We start from the raw sequence: 19,792 nt of genomic DNA, 5'->3' as shown, positions 1-19,792 counted from the left end.
CAGGCGCGTAAGCAGGCGCGGCGGCGGCGGCGAGGCGGCGCGGGCGAGGGCCGCAGGCGCAGCGGCGGCGTGAGGCGGTTTTGCTTCGATATCCGCAGGTTGGGAGTCTCATCTCGAAGCTTTGGCAAAATAGCGGACGTTTGAGACTCTTATGTTCTCGCATACCCGTTCCCCGTTTACTTTAGAGGTCTTTGGGGACTCGTATTCATGCCGAAATAGCGGAGAAACGCCTCACAAAATAGAAGTCTCAATAAGCTCTTATGCGCGCCGCTCCCCCCGGACAAACCGTTAGCTCGTCGTAGCCCGAATGAAAGTTGTGTCAATAGGCTTTCGCCGACATACATTGAACGTAGGCATCAATGCTGAAGCGAAAGGATGTTTGACGATATGTGGGTGTTTATACCGGCGCAATATGTGGAAATTCCGGACGATGAGAGCCGTGCCCTCGGGCTTCCTCCCGGAACGGGGGGACAAAGCGGCGTGGGCCTGCCAGACGGCTCCGGCTTGCCCGGCGGCTCCGCCTTCCCGGGCGGCTCCGGCTTGCCCGGCGGCTCCGCTTTCCCGGGCGGCTCCGGCTTGCCCGGCAGCTCCGCCTTCCCGGGCGGCTCCGGCTTGCCCGGCAGCTCCGCCTTCCCGGGCGGCTCCGCCTTCCCGGGCGGCTCCGGCTTGCCCGGCAGCTCCGCTTTCCCGGGCAGCTCCGCCTTCCCGGGCGGCTCCGGCTTGCCCGGCGGCTCCGCTTTCCCGGGCGGCTCCGGCTTGCCCGGCAGCTCCGCCTTCCCCGGCGGCTCCGGCTTGCCCGGCAGCTCCGGCTTGCCCGGCGGCTCCGGCTTGCCTGGCAGCTCCGCCTTCCCGGGCAGCTCCGGCTTGCCCGGCGGCTCTAGCCTGCCCGGCGGCTCTAGCCTGCCCGGCGGCTCCGGCTCCACCGGCGTCGCGACCGGCTCCGACGACGGCGACGGACCGGGCAGCGTCGGCGGATTTGGCGACGTCGGCGGATCAAGCGCAACCGGCGGCGAGCAAGCGCCGATGACCGCGCCTCCGTCGCAAATTCCCGCGAAGCCGCCCGCTTCCGCGTATGCGCTCGACCCGGGGGCGATCGCCCGCTGCCGCAACAAGTTTACCTACATTTGGCAAAGGAACGGCGACTCGTACTGGATGTATTTGACCTTTGTCGGCCGCAGCTCGATCGGCGGCTGGCGTTGGACCGGGCGGACCTGGGTTCGATATTCCATCGACCTGAAATATGTCGAGTCTTCCGTTTGCTACTGATCCTGCCGAACCGATCGTCATCATCGGGCTGCGACCGTATGTCGCGGCCTTTTTCTTTGTCGCGGCTATAAAATCGATAAAGCCAAAATATCCGTAGACAGAACGTACGTTCTGTCTTATAATGGTTAAACAGTTCTGGAACTTGCAGGTATCATTACTATGATCAGGAAGCGGGGTTCGGTATGATCCGAGAAACGGAAATGCCGGTTTTTCACGACGGACGAACGGACGCGTCGCCGGAGGAAGCCGGGTACGACGCGGAGCGGCTGCAGGCGCTGGACGCCCATTTGGCGGGTATGATCGGCGACGGCAAGCTGCAGTGCGCCGGTTACTTGATGTCGCGGGACGGGCGCATATTCGCCCACCGGTCCATGGGAAAGCTCACGTATCGGGACGGAAGTCCGGATTTGATGCCGGACAGCATCCGCAAGACGTATTCGGTCACCAAGTTTTTCACCGCCGTGGCCGTCATGCAGCTGATCGAGGAAGGGAAGCTGTTTTTGGAGCAAGCGGTGTCGACCGTGCTGCCGCACTTCGATACGCCGCTACATAAAAACATCACCGTCTTTCAGCTGCTGACCCATACGTCGGGCGTCTACCCCGATCCGGGCGCGTTTCTCGAGCCGTATCCGACCGCCTGGTTCGAAGGGCTGAGAGGGTACGACGACTGGATCACGGCCGTCCTTTCGGGACCGCTTCCCTTCAAGCCGGGCGAGCGGTACGCCTATTCGAGCGCGGGCTTCGCCGTGCTGGGCGAAATCGTTACGCGGGCGTCCGGCATTCCGTACGAGCGGTACGTGATCGAGCGCATCGCCCGGCCGCTCGGCATGACCCGCACCTTTTTCGAGGTGCCGGATCATTTGCTGGACGAGGTTTGCGTGACAGACGAATGGCAGGTCGGCGAATGCCGCTCCAGCGAAGACCGGACGGGGAAGCCGCCGCGCGCGGGAAACGGCCTCTTCTCCACCCTCGAAGACATGTGGAAGCTCGGCCAAACGATGCTGAACGGCGGAACGTTCGGCGGAGCCCGCATCCTCAGCCGCAAATCGGTGGAAGCGATGACGCGCAACCAGCTGTCCGGCGTCAAGACGAGCGTCTGGGGCAGCAACGCCTCCGACTATTCGTTCGGCCTCGGCTTGAGCCTGGCCGCGCCGACGATCGAAACGCCGGGAACGTACGGACACGAAGGATTCGGACGGTGCGGCGTCAAGGTCGACCCGGCGGAACGGTTCGTCGCCGTCTTCATCGTACCGACGGGCATCCTGTGGGCTCCGCTGTCCGTCATCGGCACGAGAGCGGTCATGTGGTCGGGCTTGAAGTGATTACCCCCACCGCGAATATACGAAAAGAGGGATGCCTATGACGAACGAACAGCTGCGCGAGGAGACGGTTCACCTCGGGCGGACGGATGCCGATCCGGCCGAAGTCGGCTACGACGCGGGGAAGCTTGACGTGCTCGACCGCCATTTCCTGAAGTTGATCGCGGAGCGCAAGCTGCAGGCCGCCTCCTATTTGCTGGCCCGCTACGGCAGCATCTTCGCCCATAAATCGATGGGCGCGCGCGTCGGCTTCGAGGAAGGCGGCGACCTGAAGCCCGATTCCATACGCCGAATCGCCTCGACGACGAAAGCGTTTACCGCCGTCGCGATCATGAAGCTCGTCGAGGACGGCAAGCTGTATCTCGAACAGCCCGTCTCGAGCGTCATCGGCGAGTTCGACACCGCCTTACATAAATCGATCACGGTGTTCCACCTGCTGACCCATACGTCGGGCATTTGCCCGGACCCCGGCTATTATTTGGAGCCGTATCCGCGCGGCTGGTGGAACGGCACCGACAGCGACGACTGGATCAAAGGCGTGCTGTCCGGCCCGGTCCGCTGCAAACCGGGCGAGTTTTACAACTATTCCAGCGCCGGTTTCGGCGTGCTCGGCGAATTGATCGGCAGAGTAACCGGCATGCATTATAACGACTACGTTGCGCGCTCGATCCTGGAGCCGCTCGAAATGGAGCGCACGTTTTTCGAAGTGCCTCCTCATTTGCACGGCGAAGTTTGCCTGGCGGAACGATTCGACGCGGAACGGCTGACGGCGAACACGAAGCAGCCCGGCAAAATGCCGCGCGCCGGCGGCGGCCTGCACTCCACGCTGCACGACCTGTGGAAGTTCGGCCAAATGCTGCTCGACAAAGGCACGTTCCGCGGCAAACGCATCATCGGCCGGAAATCGGTCGAGGCGATGACCCGCAACCACCTGTTCCGGGTGCCGGCCTATGCCTGGGGCGTTCAAATTCCGTCCAAAAATTACGGACTCGGCCTCAACCTGTTTCTGGAGCGGGGCGAGCTGAAGTCGCAGGCGACGTTTTCCCACGAAGGCGCAGGCCGGTGCGCGCTTCATATCGACCCGGCCGAACAGCTCGTCGCCGTCTTTTTCGTGCCGACCTCCTTGCCGGGATTTTTGCCGGAATCGATCGTTCATCCGGGCAACATCATTTGGTCGGGCTTGAACTGACCATGCTGCGGGTGCTGAAATCCGTCGCGTTCGTCACCTACAAAGAGTGGGCGGCCTATCGGTCGCATATGGCCGTCTCCCTCTTCGTCGGCCCCGTCCTGTTTCTCGTTCAGCTGTTCATCTGGCAGGCGGTGTTCTCGACCCGGGAAACGGTAGGCGGGCTGACGCTGGAGCAAATGCTCGCCTATTACGGCATTATCGCCGTCATCAATTACGCCGTTTTCGACTTTGCCGATTGGAATTTGCAAATGCTCATTCGCACCGGCAAATTTCTCACCTTTTTGCTGCGACCGGTTTCGCACCGCTGGTTCGCCTTGTCGCAAAAGGCGGGGCACCGGATTCTCGGCTTTTGGCTCGAGCTCGTTCCCGTCGCGCTCATTTTGCATTTCGGCTTTCAGGTCGACTTGATGCCGGCCTATCCGGTCTGGGCCGCCGTCTCCGCGGCGCTCAGCTTCCTGATGATGTTTCTCGTCAACTACTGCATCGGGCTTACGGCGTTTTGGCTGACGAACGCGCACGGCATTCGCGGCATGTTTCATCTGCTGCGCGACGTTTCGGCCGGGGTGTTTTTGCCGCTTACGTTTTTGCCGGACGTTCTGCAAAAAGCGCTGTTCGTGCTGCCGTTCCAATTTATCGTGTACGTGCCCGCTCGCGTATTTATCGGTTCGTACGAGCTCGGCGGCATCGCGATGTCGATCCCGCAAATCGTCGGTCTGCAGGCGGTCGCGGTATGCTTCATGTGGCTCGTCTCCGAAATGCTGTGGCGGCTCGGGATCAAACGTTTTACGGGGGTGGGGGCATGACGGGCGGTTTGCGCGCGTACGTCGAAATCGTCAAAACGTCGTTCGCGAGCCGAATGGCGTACCGCGGCGATTTTTGGATCAGCTCGTTTTTGACGATCGCCGGCGAGCTGGTCGTTCCGCTCGTCACGTTTCTCATTTACCGTACGGGCGCTTCGTTCCCGGGGTGGAGCCTCGGCGAAGCGCTGCTCATCCAGTCGGTATTCCTGCTGTCGAAAGGGATCGCCTTCCCGTTTTTCTTCGGCATCGTCTGGAACACGCTCGACCGGGTGCGGGAGGGCACGTTCGACCTGCTGCTGATCAAGCCGCGGCCGGCGCTCTATATGGCGCTCGTTACCGGCTTCCAGCCGGACGGGCTCGGACGCCTGCTTAGCGGCCTGCTGGTCATGGGCGCGGCGTCCTGGTACGTCCCGGCGGCGGGAGCGGCCGACTGGCTGTTGTTCGGGGTGCTGATGCTATTTTCCGTTATGGCGCTGTTCTCGTTCGCGCTGCTCATGTCCGGCATCTTGTTCCGCTGGGTCGGCAGCAGCCGCGTGTACGAAATATTCGACTCCGTCACGTCGTTCGGCCAATACCCCCGCTCCGTCTTCGCGAAATCGTTCGTAGGCATCGCGCTGCAAGCCGTTCCGGTCATGATGATCGGCTATTTTCCGGCGTCCGCCCTGCTCGGCAAGCTTTCCGCCGACGTATGGACCGCCGTCGCCGTCTGTATCGCCTTTTTCACGCTCAGCTTGACGTTTTGGCATCGGATGCTGGGCAATTATACGAGCGCGGGTGGGTAAATCGAACATGAACAAGCTGATCGAAGTAAGCCGCCTGACGAAAACGTATACGACGTTTCAACGCGGCCATACGTTCAAGGAATCGCTCAAAAGCTTGCTGTACCGCCAAACGGTCGAAGTGGAGGCCGTCAAAGGCATTTCGTTTCAAATCGGCCGGGGGGAAATCGTCGGTTTTTTGGGGCCGAACGGCGCCGGCAAATCGACGACGCTGAAAATATTGACCGGCGTCCTTCATCCGACGTCGGGCGACGTCCGCATTATGGGATACGTGCCGTGGAAGCAGCGCAAAAGCTACGTCGCCCGCATCGGCGCCGTTTTCGGACAAAAATCGCAGCTGCTGTGGGACATCCCGCCGCTGGACGCGTTCCATATGAACAAAGCGATTTACTCGATTCCGCAGGCCGAATTCGACGAAACGCTCGAGGAGCTGACCGAGCTGCTGGACGTGCGCGACGTCGTCCGCAAGCCGACGCGCCAGCTGTCGCTCGGGGAACGGATGAAGTGCGAATTTATGATGGCGATGCTCCATCGCCCGCAAATCGTTTTCCTCGACGAGCCGACGATCGGTCTGGACGTCATCGCCAAAGAAAACATCCGCGGGTTCATTTGGAAGATGAATCGCAAAGGAGTCACCTTCATTTTGACGACGCACGATTTGGACGACGTCGAGCAGCTTGCCGGACGGGTGATCGTCGTCAACCACGGCGAAATCGTCTTCGACGATACGATCGGCGCGATGCGCACCCAAGTCGGAGGCGGCAAAATGATCCGGCTGCTGACCGAGGACCGTTTTCCCGATTTACAGCTTCGCGGCGCCGCCGTCGTACGCATGATTTCCCCGCATGAGGCGGAAATCGAGCTCGATACCGGGCTTTTGAAAATAAACGAGTTTTTCGCCGCGGTGAACGGCATGTGCACGCTGCTCGACATGTCCGTGCAGGAGCTTCCGATCGACCGGGTGATCAAACAATTGTATTTGACGAAATCGCCATGAAACCCTATACTATTTTTGAACATTAACAATTAATATTGAGAGTTAAAAGAAAGGGCGGCTCCATGTCCCGCATATTGAAACTGTCCGCAGACGAATTTTTGGAAATCGCCAAAGCGCTGTCCAACGAATCGCGGCTGCAAATCTTCAAGCAAATCCAGAAAGCCGACATGAACGTGAACGAAATCGCCGACATGTTCGGGCTCCCGTCCTCGACCGCGACCGTCAGCGTCAAGAAGCTGGAGGACGCCGGACTGATCCGGACCGAGCTGCTTCCCGGCACGCGCGGCTTTCAAAAAGTATGCTCCGCGAAGTTCGACCAGCTCGTCGTCGATTTGAAGGACGACGTCTCGGCCGCGGACGAATCGGTCCGATACGTGCATATGCCGATCGGCCTTTATTCGGATTGCGACGTGCGGCCGACTTGCGGTCTCGCCAGCGAAGAAAGCATCATCGGCTATTTGGACGAGCCGCGCAGCTTTTACGGGCCGGATAAAATCAAGGCGCAGCTGCTCTGGTTCCGGCAAGGCTACGTTTCGTACCAAATTCCGAACCAGGTTCCGTACGGCGCCCGGCTGACCGGTCTCGAAGTTTCGATGGAAGTGTGCTCGGAAGCGCCGATGTACAACATGGACTGGCCGTCGGACATTACGGTGTGGATCAACGGCATCGAAATCGGCACGTACCTCAGTCCCGGCGATTTCGGCGGCGAACGCGGGCTGCTGACGCCCTCGTGGTGGGATCGCCATCGAAGCCAGTACGGGCTGCTGAAAAAATGGCGGATCGACGGCAAAGGCGCTTATATCGACGGCCGGCAAGTGTCCGACGTTACGATCGACCGGCTCGGCGTTCACGACGCTCCGGCGTTTCAGCTGCGCATCGGCGTCAAGCCGGATAGCGACAACGTCGGCGGGCTCAACCTGTTCGGCGCCAAATTCGGCAATTACGAGCAGGACTTGCTCGTCCGATTCGACTATAACGGCAAATCGCGGCCGGGATAAATAACGAATAGGCAAGCGGGTTTGTCGCATTCGGACAAACCCGGATTCGCCCTGCCGAAAGCGCATACGGATGTCGTTCCGTCGTCCGTTTCTTCGCTTTCGACATTACCTCATTTTTTATTGTTTTATTTCAATTATATATATTATTAAGGAGAGATGGACATGAGCAGCGCGAATGCCGTACCGAGAGCGGAATATCCGAGGCCGCAATTTGAAAGAGACGACTGGCTGTGCTTGAACGGGCAATGGGATTTCGAGTTCGACGATCGCGACGAAGGCGAAAGCGGCAAATGGTACGCCGATGCGGATCGACCGTTTTCCAAAACGATCGTCGTGCCTTACTGCTTCCAAAGCAAGCTGAGCGGCATCGGCGACGTTTCGGTTCACGATATCGTCTGGTACCGCAGGACGGTGGAGATGCCGCCGCATTTTCAAGGCAAACGCGTCATCCTCCACTTCGGCGCCGTCGACTATGCCGCCAAAGTATGGGTCAACGGCCAATTGGTCGCCGTACACGAAGGCGGACATACGCCGTTTCACGCGGATATTACGGAGGCGCTGAACGAAGGCGGCAACCGGATCGTCGTCCGCGCGCAGGACTACAGCCGCGATTTGGCATTGCCGCGCGGCAAGCAATATTGGAAAGAGCGCTCCGAGGGCATCTTTTACACCCGAACGACCGGCATATGGCAGACCGTTTGGCTCGAAGCCGTGAACGCCGTCCATCTGCGCCAGGTTCGGCTGACGCCGGACATCGACCGGGACTGCGTCGATATGCGTTTCCATGTGGCGCTGCCGTTTACGAACGGAGCCAAATTCGCGGATTCGCTCGCGGTCCGCACGACCGTTACGTTCGCCGGCGAAACGGTCGCCGAGGACGTCTTCAGCCTTCGCGGCGAAACCGAGTCGCGCAGCGTCGGCCTCTCCATCGGCTCCGGTTCCGGCGTAGGAAGCGCCAGATCGCATTGGTGGAGCCCGGAGCGGCCCAATTTGTTCGAGGTCGCCTTCACGCTCGAACGGAACGGGCAGCCGATCGATCGGGTCCGCAGCTATTTCGGCATGCGCAAAATATCGATCGAAGGCGGCAAGCTGTATTTGAACAACTCCCCGTACTTGATGAAGCTCGTGCTCGACCAAGGGTACTTTCCGGACGGCTTGCTGACGCCGCCGACCGACGAGGCGATCCGCTTCGACGTGGAGGCGACGAAGTCGATGGGCTTCAACGGCGCGAGAAAGCACCAAAAAATCGAAGATCCGCGCTACTTGTACTGGTGCGACAAGCTGGGCTTGCTGCTTTGGGGGGAAATGGCCAACGCATACGTGTATACGGAACGTTATGCGGAACGGATGACGAAGGAATGGATGGAAGCGATCGAGCGGGACTACAACCATCCGTGCGTCGTCGTCTGGGTGCCGCTCAACGAAAGCTGGGGCGTCCCGAACATATCGGTCGACAAGCAGCAGCAGACGCACGCGCAGGCGCTGTATTATTTGACCAAATCGCTCGACCCGACCCGACCCGTCGTCTCCAACGACGGCTGGGAGCACGCCGTCACCGATCTGTGCACGATTCACGATTATGCGTGGAAACGGGACGTGCTGACCGAGCGGTACGCCGCGGCGGAAACCGCCGTGAACGCCGAGCCGGCGCGCCGGCGCATATTTGCGCCCGGCTTCCGGTACGAGGGGCAGCCGATCGTCGTCAGCGAATTCGGCGGCATCGCCTTCAAACAGGCCGGCCAGGAAGGCTGGGGCTATTCCGGCGCCAAGGACGAGGCCGACTTCGTCAAACGGCTCGCCGACGTCGTCCATCCGCTGCTGCAAAGCCCTGTCGTACGCGGCTTCTGCTATACGCAGCTGACCGACGTCGAGCAGGAGGTAAACGGGCTGATGACGTACGACCGCAAGCCGAAGCTGCCGTTCGACGTCATCAAGCAAATCAACCAAGGGCAGCTGCCGCAGCTGCCGGCGAACGAGTAGCGGGACAGGCAGGCGGGCATTCGCCTGAAGCCGCAAAGCAAAAAGGCATCTTCCGGGGCGGCAAAAGCCGCCGGGACGATGCCTTTTTTTGTCGGACGCACGTATAACGGTACCGTATTCCGTTAATGCCGAATTTCACCTGTTCCGTTATTCGTCGCGAATTCGCTTCAAAACGTCTCCCTATCCCGAAATAACGGAATCGCATTCCGTTACCGACGCGCCCGAAGCTATTTTCCGTTAAAATAGCGGAATTCGATGCCGATATCCGAGTGACCGGCGCCGCCGAAGGCAGCTTTTGCGGTCATGCGCCTTATCGAATGGGCGGCTTCCCATTCTCGGCGGAAGGTATAAAAAAACCGCCCAAATCGGACGGTTGCGTTCGAAACATTCAACGATCTGCTTACCCATGGCTATCGAAGCAAAGCTCCGACGAACGATTAGGCTCTCATTCCGTACTTTCGGGTTAAACGAATGGCGGAGCTGACGGGATTCGAACCCGCGGTCTCCTGCGTGACAGGCAGGCATGTTAGGCCTCTACACCACAGCTCCGCGCCAAACGATAAAATTGCGGGGGCAGGATTTGAACCTGCGGCCTTCGGGTTATGAGCCCGACGAGCTACCGGGCTGCTCCACCCCGCGTCGATACACATAGGCCCGGTGGGGGTCGAACCCACAACCTACCGGTTAAGAGCCGGTTGCTCTGCCATTGAGCTACGGACCTGTAAATAATTTTTCTTAAGCAGCGAATAATAATATAGCATATGATTCTTTTAATTGCAACCTTTTATATTAAAAAAAATAGTTCCAAGCAAAAAAACGGCTTTCGCTCACTTGTATATTTGATACGCGGATGGTTGCGCCCGGATCAGCTTCGCTCGAAGCTCCGCCGCCGTTTGCTTGAACGATATCGTACATAGGCCGCATAATCGGTTGCTATGAATCGGTGCTCCGCAGCATTCGCAGGGGTATGTCAGGCGGTCGCAGCCGCGGGGCAGCTTTCCTTCCTTGATGAACCGGTAAATGGAAGAGACCGCGATGTTCGTCGCATCGCTCAATTCGTCGGTCGTGGCGTCCGGAAACTTCCACAGATGGTCGAGACAGCGATTCAGCTCCCGGTCCTGCTGCGCGCTGCAAACACCGCACAGGCTCCGGGCGTTTTTCCGATAAACGGAGCCGCATTTCGGGCAATGGTCGACTTGTAAGCTCATCCGAGTTCGTCCTCTTCGTCTCCGGCAGGGCGATGACCGCATTCCGCGCCATTCGGGCCCGCCTAAGAACGCCAATAGATATAGGCAAAAAGACCTGCTTCCATTTTACTATACGCCGCTGACGGCAACAATGGGCAGCAGCCGTAAAAGTTAGTTTTTGCGGTTTTCCGAAACATGGCGGCCAACAAAAAAAGACCCTCGAAAAGGTCTTCTTCCCGCGAAGCTGTTCTCCGCGAAACAAATTTTTCCCGCGAAGTCGCTCAGCGCGCGCCTTGCTGCTGCTTCAGCAAATCGCGGATTTCGGCGAGCAGCTGCTCCTCCTTGGAAGGCGCCGGCGGCGCCGCGGGCTTCTCCTCCTGCTTGCGTTTAAACTTGCCGAGCAGCTTGATGAACAGGAAAATCGAGTACGACACGATAAAGAAGTCGATCACCGATTGCAAAAAAACGCCGTATTTGATGACGGCATCGCCGAACTGCAGCGTCAGTCCGGAAAAGTTCCGCCCCCCGAGCAGCAAACCCAAAATCGGCGTCAAAATGTCGGCGACGAGCGAAGTGACGATTTTACCGAAGGCGGCCCCGATAATAACGCCGATCGCAAGATCGAACACGTTCCCTTTCATCGCAAATGCTTTAAAGTCTTTCCACATCCTGTATTCCTCCTCGGTTTCGGTGCGCCTATCTCCAACAAAAATAAGACAAGCGCTTCCGTCTGTCAATAGACCGGTCAGACCGATTCCGGTCCGCGAACGGAAAAAACCCGCCGAACATGCGGGTTTCGGAAACGGCAAGCGGAATCCGCCTCATTTTTCCGTCGCGATATACGCGTCGATTTCCTCGTTCGCTTCCCTTAGCGCCGTATTGACGTCTTTTTTGCCTGCCGCGTAATCTTTGTATTTCGCTTCGAGGATCCCCCTCGCTTTCGTAAAGCGGGTTTGCACGACGTAAGGGGCCGGCTTCGTCTTCAGGATCGCTTCGATATGTTTGTTTTTCAGCAGCGGATTGTCCGCGCCGAAATTTTTGTTGATCGCTTCGTTTTGCAGGGCGCTCATCATGAGGCCGGACTTCGCCAGCAGCGTCTGCGTCTCGTCCGACGTCGCCAGCCGAATGACCTGCATCGCCTGCTCCGGATGCTTGCTGTTCGAGGCGATTTGCAGCACGAACGTCTGCACCATGCCGGACGTATGCGGCCTTTCCGGGAAGTACGGATATTCAGCCAAATCCCAGTCGAAATCGGCGTCGGCCATACTGTTCAGCACTTCGGGCGCGGCCAGCATCGCCACGTTTTTATCTTTGACGAACCGTTTGATCGTGCCGGCGTGATTCGTTATTTGAAACTCGTTGCCCGGAATGTCGTTGATCCGCTTCGTCAGCTCGAACACTTTGCGCCAGCCGTCGGTATGGACCGCCGCCTTGAACGTAACCGGGTCGACGTACGGAATCGACAGCGCGTTGCCGACTTTCTCGATCCCTTCCGGATCGAGTCCTTTGTACTGGACTCCGCCTTCCGTCCGCGTCAGCTTTTTGGCGACTTCGATCGCTTGATCCCAAGTCATGCCGTCCGGGGGGTACGAGACGCCGAATTTGTCGAATATGGTTTTATTGTAAAACGTCGCGTAGTAGTTATAGCCGAACGGCAGCGCCATCAAGCTGCCTTTGGCGATCGTATCGGATTGCAGCCGGACCCCGTCCAGATTGGATTTCTCGAACCGGCTCAGATCGACGCCGTGCTTCCCGATATACGGATTCAAATCGGCCAGCAGCTTGAAATTGCCGAACTGGTCGAGCAGACTGCCCCAACCGGTAATGATGTCGACCTCGTTCCCGGCGATCGCCAAGCTTTCGATCGGCGCGGCGCTTCGTTCGATCACCTGCAGCGTCATGTGCGGATATTTTTGCTTCATCGGCCGGACGAACAGACGGTCGATAATGTCCGGCGTCAGGGCGCCGTAATTGTACATCTTCAGCGTGACCGGTTCCGTGCCGACCTCCGTCTCGCCCTTCGGGTCGGCCGGTTTCGTCGCGGCCCCGCACCCCCCGGCGAACAGGAGAACCGCCGCCGCGATCGCTATCCTTCTTTTCATAGTCCCGCCCCTCTCTGAAAATGAAATCGTTTCCAATATCGTTCTGCCATCAGTATAGACAACGATCGACTCCGTTGTATTGGACCGATCCCGCCGTAAAATTGTGCAGCCGCCCCGATTCGGCCCCGATTCCGTCATTCGGTTTTTTTGGCGATAGCAACATGTCCGATCGATGCCTTAATACGAAAAAACCGGCAATCTCCGCGATCGCCGGCTCTCCAAGCCTTGCTCTTGGCTATCCGATTATGATTATGGTTCCGTATTACCATGCACCGGGGCCTTTCCGGGTCCGCGCCCGCCGATCGTCTCCCGGATGTAGCGCGACGGCGATACGCCGAACGCTTTCCGAAACGCGCGGCTGAACGTATGGATCGAATCGTAGTTCATGATCGAGGCGATTTCCGTGATGCTGTAGCTGCCTTCCTTCATCAGCTCGATCGTTTTCTCCCATTTCCGCTTCGCGAACGTGCCGCGCAAGCTGACGCCCGTCTCCTGGGCGACGAGATGCGACAAATACGAGAGGCTGTACCCGAACGCATCCGACACTTCCTTCAAATCGCCGATTTGCAGCAAATGATCGTCGATATACTGCAGCGCCGCGTAAACGGCTCTTTTCGCGCCGTGCTCCGAGCCTTCCCCGGGATATTTCGCCTCCCAGTCGGAAAAAAAGTTGCGGTACGTCAGCACGACGATTTGCTCCAAATAAAGCTGAATCATTTTGTGGGAGAGCGGGCTCGCGCTGCTCAGCTCCTTGAGCACGTTGACGAACGGAGTACGAATGTCGAGCCGGTCTTTGCAGCGCGGCGACTGCTTGTTGTCGATCGTTTCCTTGATCGGCAGCAGCCAGCCGGCGCCTTCCGCTTCCGTATTGAAATGGTAGCCGACGTAAAAATAACGGAACGGGTCGTCCGCATCCGCTCCCCCTTCATGCAGCTCGCCGGGCAAGCCGATGTACAAATCTCCCGCCTGAAGATCCCAGCGGACGCCGTTCGTCGCAAACCAGCCTTTGCCCGATACGACGTACGAAATTTCGTAGCAAGCTTGCCGATGCTCGCCGAGCGCGAATCCGGCGTCGCACGTCAAATCGCCGAACTGGTACAACGAAATGGCTCCGTACTCTTTCAGCTCCGGCGAAGTCGGCACGCAGTCGAATTGGAAGCGCCGTTTTCCCGGAATGCTCGTAATTCTCGCCGGTGCACGGTGCGACACGGCAACCGCCCCTCTCGGTCCGATCTTCTTCCTCTTCACCCATCATACCATATCCGGCTCGGGTGCGGGTCGAATGAATCGCATTCGCGGCCCCAAGCCGGCGGCCGAAAATACGCAGAATAAAAGCTCGCCTGTCGCAGGGCGAGCTTTGGACCGATAGAAGCGGGACGGGGACGAAGGTGCGACTGACCGCGAGCTTCCAAGCGGCGGATACGACCTACTTGCCCAGCTCGGCCGCGATGCGCTGATCCGCCCGCTCCCCGGCTTCCCGCAGCGCCGTGTTCGCGTCTTTGCCGCCGAGAACGGCCTGCAGCGCCGCCAGCATTTCCGCGTTGCCGATCGTCAAATACGGCGACGTCGTCAGCGGCGCATAGGCGCGCGGAATAAGCGAGCGGACGTTTTTGCCGGCAAAGCCCGGCAAATCGGCGCCGAACGTCTTCATGAGCTGGTCCGGGTTTTTGACGACAGGCAATATCGCGTTCGTTCGTCCGAGCCATTCCTGGAATTCGTCCGAAGCGATGAACGCGAGCACCTGAAACGCGGCGTCCCGCGATTTGCTCTTGTTCGTAATGTAAAAATATTCCGGTGCCGCCTGGAAGCCGGTGTCCGGCTTTTGCGCCATTACCGGGACGGAAGCCGCGTCCCAATTCGGCACCTGCTCCGCGGTCGGCTTGACGTGCCCGCTCGTTCCCATGAACATCGCGACGTTTTTCTCCTTTTGAAACGCGTTCGGCGCTCCGGCGGCCGGCGGCTCGTTGCCGGCGATTCGGTGAAAGCGGACCAGATTGTCGAACGCTTTGACGAAGTTGTCCTCCAAAAATTTCGCCTTATACGTTTTCGGATCGAAATACGGGGCGGACAATTGGTTCGTCGCCATCAACTGGTCGAATTGAAACGCGAACCCTTTATACGGCTGGCCTCCGTCGGTGCGGGTCAGCTTTTTCGCCGTCTCGTACACGTCGTCCCAGCTCATGCCTTCCTTCGGATAAGGAACGCCGAACTTGTCGAAGACGTCTTTGTTGTACAAAAAGACGATGCTGCCGCTCGTCCACGGCAATCCGTAAATGCCCCCGTTCGCCAGCTGGCGCTGGATCTCGATTAACGAAGGCTCGATCCGGGACAGGTCGTACCGGTATTTCGCGATCAAATCGCTAATGTCGCTTTCCAGCTTCAAGTTCATCAAATAGGGGAAGGTCGTGCCGAGAGACGCGATCATGATGTCGATCGGGGTGCCGGAGGCGAGCGCGGAGGCGTAATAGTTCGTCCCTTCGGCGGCAAGCCGGGGAACGTACTTGATCGTATAATTCGGAAATTTTTTGCGAATTTGATCCCCGAACCGCTGCATAAACAGCTCGTCTTTCTCGCCGCTTCCCGGATACGCGACGTACAGGTCGGTCTTCGTGTCGGCGATCGCCGCCGCCGCGGCGCCGGGATCGGCCGATTTGCCGGAATCGGGCTGCGCGGCGTCGTCCGCCGGACGGCCTCCGCAAGCGCTTACAATCAAACAGACGGCTGCGAGCGCAAGCATCGGTTTAACAGCCATACGCTTCATCTCCTTTTTAACGAACTTGAGTGAATGAACCATATACATATGATGGTATGACCAATTTAACATGAAAAACCGACGAAACGCCGCCCGTTTCTGCATGCCTATCGTCCGCTCGGCTTTCGGCTTCACGGCGCGCACGGCAAAGCTGGGAAAACCGGCAATGCCGTCGTTCCGTCACACGGAACACGCTGCAACATGCTGCGAGGGGCGATGACGCAGAATGTCGAATTCTGGTCATACCATAGTACCTATTACGATACACTGTCGCGGTCGGTGCGTCAACACGTTTTTGATCGCGCCAAAAACGAAAGCCCGCCTCCGCGGCGCGAACCGCGGACAGCGAGCCTCGTCTTCCCGGTGCTTCGGATTATTTCACCGTAATCGGCAGCCGTCCGGTGCGGCGGACGCCGTCTATTTCGACCGTCGTGGAGATGACCGTCGTTCCCGCGTTATGCGCCTTCAGCCGATCTTGGTCGTTGACGTTGGCGATATTCGGACGCTCGCTCTCCCACACGAAGTCGTAGCCGCTCAAATCGACCGCGCTGCCGTCCGCGTACGTTCCCCGAACCTGCAAAACGGCCGTTTCGTTTTTGCTCAGCTCCGTTTTCGGCGAGACGATCGTCACGTCGGACAAATACACCGTTTGCCGGGCAAGGGGAATGACGAACGTATTGCCGGGCGCTACGTCGTATACGAATCCTTGGTTCAAATCGGTCGCGCTCGCGTACGAACGAATGAGCGTTATGTCGCCGAGATCGAATTCGAACCGGTTGCCGCCGAGCGGCCGAACCCCGCGGATCGTATACACCGCGTTGCGCTTCCCGTCGTTCTGCACGTAGACGGACGCCCCGACCAGCTCGTTCGGGTCCCGGCCTTGCAGATCGAGCTGCACGTCCAGCTTGTTCGACTGCGACAGCTCGCGCGTGAAGTCGACGATCGTCCCCTGCAGCTTGCCCGCTCCCGCGCTGGCGTACGGCGTGCCGATTTTGCCGATGTACGCGCCGTCGTTCACGTAGGTGAACACCGGCTGATCGTCTTTCTCGGAATATACGCCGAACGAGCCTTGGAAGCGGATTTTGCCGTCGACGACGAAGGCGGCGTCCGGGTTCAGCGAGCTGATGATGTAGTCGGTCCGGCCGTTCGTCAGCTGCACTTTGACCGCGCGGACCGTGCCGTACACGTCCGCCGCCACCGAGCCGGGCTCGGCTTCGACGGTCGCCTCGGCGATGCCGCTCACGAAACGCGTATCCTTGTACGGCTCGATGACGGACGTGAACGTGCTGCTCAAATTCGTGCCGCTGCGATGAGCGACCACGTATTTGACGCTCTTCGGGTTGCCCGGCTTGTTTTGCGGCGGCACGCCGTCGGCCAGCGCCACGTCGTCGACGTCGCCGAGCATCGTAAGCCGCATGTGGACGTCGTCGTCCTGCGGCGTCGCTTTCCACGTGTCGACGATATCGTAGTCGACGCTGAAGGCGCCGGACGGATCGTTGTCGCGCTCCACGTTTTTCAGCCAGTGGAAGCCCGGCCCGGTATAGCCGCTGCCCGATACGCTGTCGTTCGCCGGACGCTGGCCGAACGGAACGTCGGGTCCGGCGTACGTGCCGGTCGGCTGCGCGACGAGGTCGAGCCCTTCCGTCGTTACCGGTCCTTCGGCCGCGTGGAAGCTGAAGTGGTGATCGCTGCCGCCCTTGACCCGGAAAAAGTCGACCATGTACGAATTCGCCTCGTCGACCTTGATCATCGCGGACGTGCGCCGGTACAGCTCGGTTTGCGGATACGCCTTCGGCGCCTCGACGTCGATCAGCTGCACCATGCCGCTGTCGTCGTAATGCCTCGGCGTCCCGTCCCACATCGCCGTTTGCTTCGTTTTATCGACCATGACCGTATTGTGGCTGATCGTGTTTTGCACCCATTCGAACCGGTTGACGTCGGTCGCGTTCGCCTGCTCGGGATAGCCGAGGTCCGGCATCAAGTCGAGCCCGAAGCCGTAATAGCCGAGGTTCAGCGCGTCCCGATGGCCGTGCCCGCTGGTGCGGCCGTAGTACAGCCACATCGCGCGCCTCGTGTCGGCGCCGGCTTCCGCCTTGCCTTCGCGCAGACCGGCAAGACCGTATCCGGTCAAGTTCATGCTGTCCAGATCGAGCGGCCCGTGCTGGGCGATGACCGCTTCGATGTCGCGGGCGACTTTGTTCGGATCTTTCGTGTAGACGTCGGAGTGGATGCCGTCCGTCTTGTTGCCGTTCAGCATATAGGCAAGCTGCGCGTAGACGGGATCGCCGAACTGCTCGAACGCCTCGATCGACTGCGCCTTGTCCACGAGAACGCCCGGCTGTCCCGTCGTGCCGCTGTCCCCGATCGACGGCGTATATTTGCCGAGCATGATAAGCGGGTACATCGCCTGGAACATTTTGCGGAACTTCACGTTTTCGTACAGGTCGGCCGCCGGATATTTGTCGTAGCCGTCCAGCGCGTCCGCCACCGTCAAATAATTGCCGATCCAGAGCCGGTTGTAGCCGGGGCCGGCTTCGTTGCCGTGACCGTCGCGGTCGACGTCGTTCACCATGCTGAACAGCACGTTGCCGCCGGTCACTTGGCGCGGAATGCGGTTGACGAACGTGCCGGGCTGGAACACGAAATCGAGCCACTGCTTCGTTTCCGGCAGCGTATCGTGCACGACCGCGGCTAGCGCCACCGCGCTTTGATGGAACCCGTTGTTGCCGCGAATTTGATCCCACAGCATGCCGGGCTGCACTTGACGCAAAATGCCGTCCTCGATATTGCGGCGAATTTCCGCCGCGCTGGTTTTCAGCGGCAAATCGTACTGCTGCCCTTTCGAGCGCAAAAACGAAACGACGTCCGGATCGTCGAACGCGGTGAAAAACGCGTCGTACGCCCCCGTGAACACTTTGACGAGCGACGTTTCCCAGATCGAGCCGACGACTTTGCCGTCGCCCGTGCCGCCGTGCGAGTTGACGTAAACGGCGTTGCTGAACTCGGCCACATCCATCGAAGGATAAACGTCGGCGACGCGATCAAGCAGCACCGCGCCCGCTTTGGCATACTTTTCGTCCCCGGTGTAAATGTACGCGCTTTGCAGGCTGCTGAGCGCGCCGTTTACGTTCGCCGGGCTGCCGTACCAAGCGAACCAGTGGGCGTAATAAGCGATAAAGGTGTACCGCATGTTCGTCGCCGGATCGACCCAGCCGTACCCGTCGTCGACGCCCCACGTCGGGCCTTTTTCCGGATACAGCGTATTGACGAGCAGACTGCGGTCGGCCAGCTTCGGATCGAAGTTGCCGTGCGCGTCCAAGCCGCTCCGGTAGTAAGCGCCGAAGTCGTTCGTCGGAAATTTGTAGCCGCTGGCCGGGTCGACGATTTTCCACGGATCGTTCAGCGGGTCGGCTTTCCACGGATAGTTGCCGTACGGCTTCAGGTCGCCGGAAACCGGGCTGAAGTTGCCGGTCAGCTGGTTCGTATTGTAGCTGCGCGGTATCGCCTGCGTCGGCACGAGGTTCCACAGCCCTTCGTAGCCGAGCGCGACGAAGGCGTCCGCTCTCGCCAGCACGCCGTCCCGCAAAGCGGCGGCCCAATCGTACCGCTGCACGTTCTCGCGGGCGGCGGCCAGCTTCTCGTCGGTATAATACGTCCTTCGCGTCTTGCTGTTCGTCACGGTCGCGAGATCGGTGAGCGTCAGCCGGTTCGGGTACATCGACGTGCCGGTCCCGTTGCCGATGCCGTTCCCCCTGTCCGTCACGGTAAGCGTCAGCGTATGCTTGCCGGCCGTAAGCGGCAGCTGCTGGACGTATAGATCCGGACGCGGGTATTGGCCGGTTACGCTGTAAAAGCCGTAGCGGGCGTAGCGGACGCCGTCGATGCTCACGTCGGCCGTGCCGCCGTCGGAGGCGGTCATGCCGCCCAGCTTGATCATGTACGTTCCCGTCTGCGGTACGTCGAATTCGAACGTTCTCGAGGCGGCCGCGAGCGTGGATTGAATTTTTACCCCGTACGTCGCCGTCGTCACTTTCGGCGCCGCGTTCGGATCGCCGACGAGCGTGACTCTCCGTTCGCCCGGGGAAGCGGTTCCAAACCGGTACACGGTCGTGCCGGGCATGACGAATTCACCCCCGGACTCCGCCGCCGACGCGGTCCGCGGGGAACCGTATGGAAGAAGCGATAATAGCATGAGCAAGGAAAGAGCGGCATAAAACGGTCTGCGGATCGATACCTTCATTATTTTACCTCCCGTTTGCGATATCTCGAACGCATCTTGGGGCGATTCTTAGCTGTCGGTCAACCGGCTTGACAATGACAACGCTTCCAAGGTTCCGATCGGTCGCCCCCTTTCTTATGTACATTCAGAAACATGTATCATATCTGTATTATACATGTCATTTTCATTATAGTGCGGCTTGTC

At 59.4% G+C, this 19,792-nt stretch carries 14 protein-coding genes and 3 tRNA genes; 8 read left to right on the top strand and 9 right to left on the bottom strand.

Features of this window, described 5'->3' with window-relative positions; genetic code table 11:
- The first annotated feature begins 480 nt into the window (after positions 1-480).
- The 8 genes from PV407_RS10835 to PV407_RS10800 all read left to right on the top strand — a co-directional run bounded on the left by PV407_RS10835 (position 481) and on the right by PV407_RS10800 (position 9,328).
- Positions 481-1,266, top strand: a complete 786-nt coding sequence (locus PV407_RS10835) for a hypothetical protein (RefSeq protein ID WP_332089930.1) — start codon at positions 481-483, stop codon at positions 1,264-1,266.
- Positions 1,267-1,448: 182 nt separating this feature from the next.
- Positions 1,449-2,588 (top strand): serine hydrolase domain-containing protein, encoded by a 1,140-nt coding sequence (locus tag PV407_RS10830; protein WP_332089929.1) that lies wholly within the window; start codon positions 1,449-1,451, stop codon positions 2,586-2,588.
- 37 nt (positions 2,589-2,625) lie between these two features.
- On the top strand, positions 2,626-3,774 hold the full coding sequence (locus PV407_RS10825) for a serine hydrolase domain-containing protein (RefSeq protein ID WP_332089928.1): 1,149 nt from the start codon (positions 2,626-2,628) through the stop codon (positions 3,772-3,774).
- Positions 3,756-4,577: an ABC transporter permease gene (locus tag PV407_RS10820; protein ID WP_332089927.1), complete on the top strand. Its 822-nt coding sequence runs from the start codon at positions 3,756-3,758 to the stop codon at positions 4,575-4,577. The genes PV407_RS10825 and PV407_RS10820 overlap by 19 nt, the downstream gene beginning before the upstream one ends.
- Positions 4,574-5,356 (top strand): ABC transporter permease, encoded by a 783-nt coding sequence (locus PV407_RS10815; RefSeq protein ID WP_332089926.1) that lies wholly within the window; start codon positions 4,574-4,576, stop codon positions 5,354-5,356. Before PV407_RS10820 ends, PV407_RS10815 begins: the two co-directional genes overlap by 4 nt.
- A gap of 7 nt (positions 5,357-5,363) precedes the next feature.
- Positions 5,364-6,350: an ABC transporter ATP-binding protein gene (locus PV407_RS10810; RefSeq protein ID WP_332089925.1), complete on the top strand. Its 987-nt coding sequence runs from the start codon at positions 5,364-5,366 to the stop codon at positions 6,348-6,350.
- Positions 6,351-6,412: 62 nt separating this feature from the next.
- Positions 6,413-7,348: an ArsR/SmtB family transcription factor gene (locus tag PV407_RS10805; RefSeq protein ID WP_332089924.1), complete on the top strand. Its 936-nt coding sequence runs from the start codon at positions 6,413-6,415 to the stop codon at positions 7,346-7,348.
- Positions 7,349-7,510: 162 nt separating this feature from the next.
- Positions 7,511-9,328: a glycoside hydrolase family 2 protein gene (locus PV407_RS10800; protein ID WP_442951644.1), complete on the top strand. Its 1,818-nt coding sequence runs from the start codon at positions 7,511-7,513 to the stop codon at positions 9,326-9,328.
- Between the two features lie 472 nt (positions 9,329-9,800).
- Here the strand turns inward: PV407_RS10800 and PV407_RS10795 are convergent.
- The 9 genes from PV407_RS10795 to PV407_RS10755 form a co-directional block, all read right to left on the bottom strand.
- Positions 9,801-9,877: transfer RNA gene (locus PV407_RS10795), tRNA-Asp, on the bottom strand.
- A gap of 16 nt (positions 9,878-9,893) precedes the next feature.
- A tRNA-Met gene (locus tag PV407_RS10790) sits at positions 9,894-9,967 on the bottom strand.
- Between the two features lie 10 nt (positions 9,968-9,977).
- Positions 9,978-10,049 (bottom strand) — tRNA-Lys (locus tag PV407_RS10785).
- Between the two features lie 106 nt (positions 10,050-10,155).
- A complete protein-coding gene (locus PV407_RS10780; protein WP_332089922.1) occupies positions 10,156-10,536 on the bottom strand; it encodes a flagellar protein in 381 nt (126 codons plus the stop codon).
- A 260-nt stretch (positions 10,537-10,796) separates the two neighbouring features.
- Positions 10,797-11,183: a large conductance mechanosensitive channel protein MscL gene (mscL, locus tag PV407_RS10775; protein ID WP_332089921.1), complete on the bottom strand. Its 387-nt coding sequence runs from the start codon at positions 11,181-11,183 to the stop codon at positions 10,797-10,799.
- A gap of 153 nt (positions 11,184-11,336) precedes the next feature.
- Positions 11,337-12,617 carry an ABC transporter substrate-binding protein gene (locus PV407_RS10770; RefSeq protein WP_332089920.1) on the bottom strand — a complete coding sequence of 427 codons (1,281 nt, stop codon included), beginning with the start codon at positions 12,615-12,617 and terminating at the stop codon, positions 11,337-11,339.
- A gap of 249 nt (positions 12,618-12,866) precedes the next feature.
- The gene (locus PV407_RS10765; protein WP_332089919.1) at positions 12,867-13,826 is read right to left on the bottom strand and encodes an AraC family transcriptional regulator; all 960 of its coding nucleotides are present in this window, start codon (positions 13,824-13,826) and stop codon (positions 12,867-12,869) included.
- A gap of 217 nt (positions 13,827-14,043) precedes the next feature.
- Entirely contained in the window at positions 14,044-15,369 is a 1,326-nt protein-coding gene (locus PV407_RS10760) for an ABC transporter substrate-binding protein (RefSeq protein ID WP_332089918.1), read from the bottom strand.
- A 373-nt stretch (positions 15,370-15,742) separates the two neighbouring features.
- Positions 15,743-19,609, bottom strand: a complete 3,867-nt coding sequence (locus tag PV407_RS10755) for a heparinase II/III domain-containing protein (protein ID WP_332089917.1) — start codon at positions 19,607-19,609, stop codon at positions 15,743-15,745.
- Between the last annotated feature and the right edge of the window lie 183 nt (positions 19,610-19,792).

The sequence above is a fragment of the Paenibacillus sp. GYB003 genome (genome assembly GCF_036577625.1).
Lineage (GTDB): Bacteria > Bacillota > Bacilli > Paenibacillales > NBRC-103111 > Paenibacillus_AB.
This window is presented reverse-complemented; position numbering and strand designations above follow the sequence as displayed.

Coding starts and splice junctions, on each gene's coding strand:
- PV407_RS10800 (WP_442951644.1), top strand. CDS start 7,511: ATGAGCAGCGCGAATGCCGTACCGAGAGCGGAATATCCGAGGCCGCAA.
- PV407_RS10830 (WP_332089929.1), top strand. CDS start 1,449: ATGATCCGAGAAACGGAAATGCCGGTTTTTCACGACGGACGAACGGAC.
- PV407_RS10825 (WP_332089928.1), top strand. CDS start 2,626: ATGACGAACGAACAGCTGCGCGAGGAGACGGTTCACCTCGGGCGGACG.
- PV407_RS10760 (WP_332089918.1), bottom strand. CDS start 15,369: ATGGCTGTTAAACCGATGCTTGCGCTCGCAGCCGTCTGTTTGATTGTA.
- PV407_RS10780 (WP_332089922.1), bottom strand. CDS start 10,536: ATGAGCTTACAAGTCGACCATTGCCCGAAATGCGGCTCCGTTTATCGG.
- PV407_RS10755 (WP_332089917.1), bottom strand. CDS start 19,609: ATGAAGGTATCGATCCGCAGACCGTTTTATGCCGCTCTTTCCTTGCTC.
- PV407_RS10810 (WP_332089925.1), top strand. CDS start 5,364: ATGAACAAGCTGATCGAAGTAAGCCGCCTGACGAAAACGTATACGACG.
- PV407_RS10805 (WP_332089924.1), top strand. CDS start 6,413: ATGTCCCGCATATTGAAACTGTCCGCAGACGAATTTTTGGAAATCGCC.
- PV407_RS10815 (WP_332089926.1), top strand. CDS start 4,574: ATGACGGGCGGTTTGCGCGCGTACGTCGAAATCGTCAAAACGTCGTTC.
- mscL (WP_332089921.1), bottom strand. CDS start 11,183: ATGTGGAAAGACTTTAAAGCATTTGCGATGAAAGGGAACGTGTTCGAT.
- PV407_RS10770 (WP_332089920.1), bottom strand. CDS start 12,617: ATGAAAAGAAGGATAGCGATCGCGGCGGCGGTTCTCCTGTTCGCCGGG.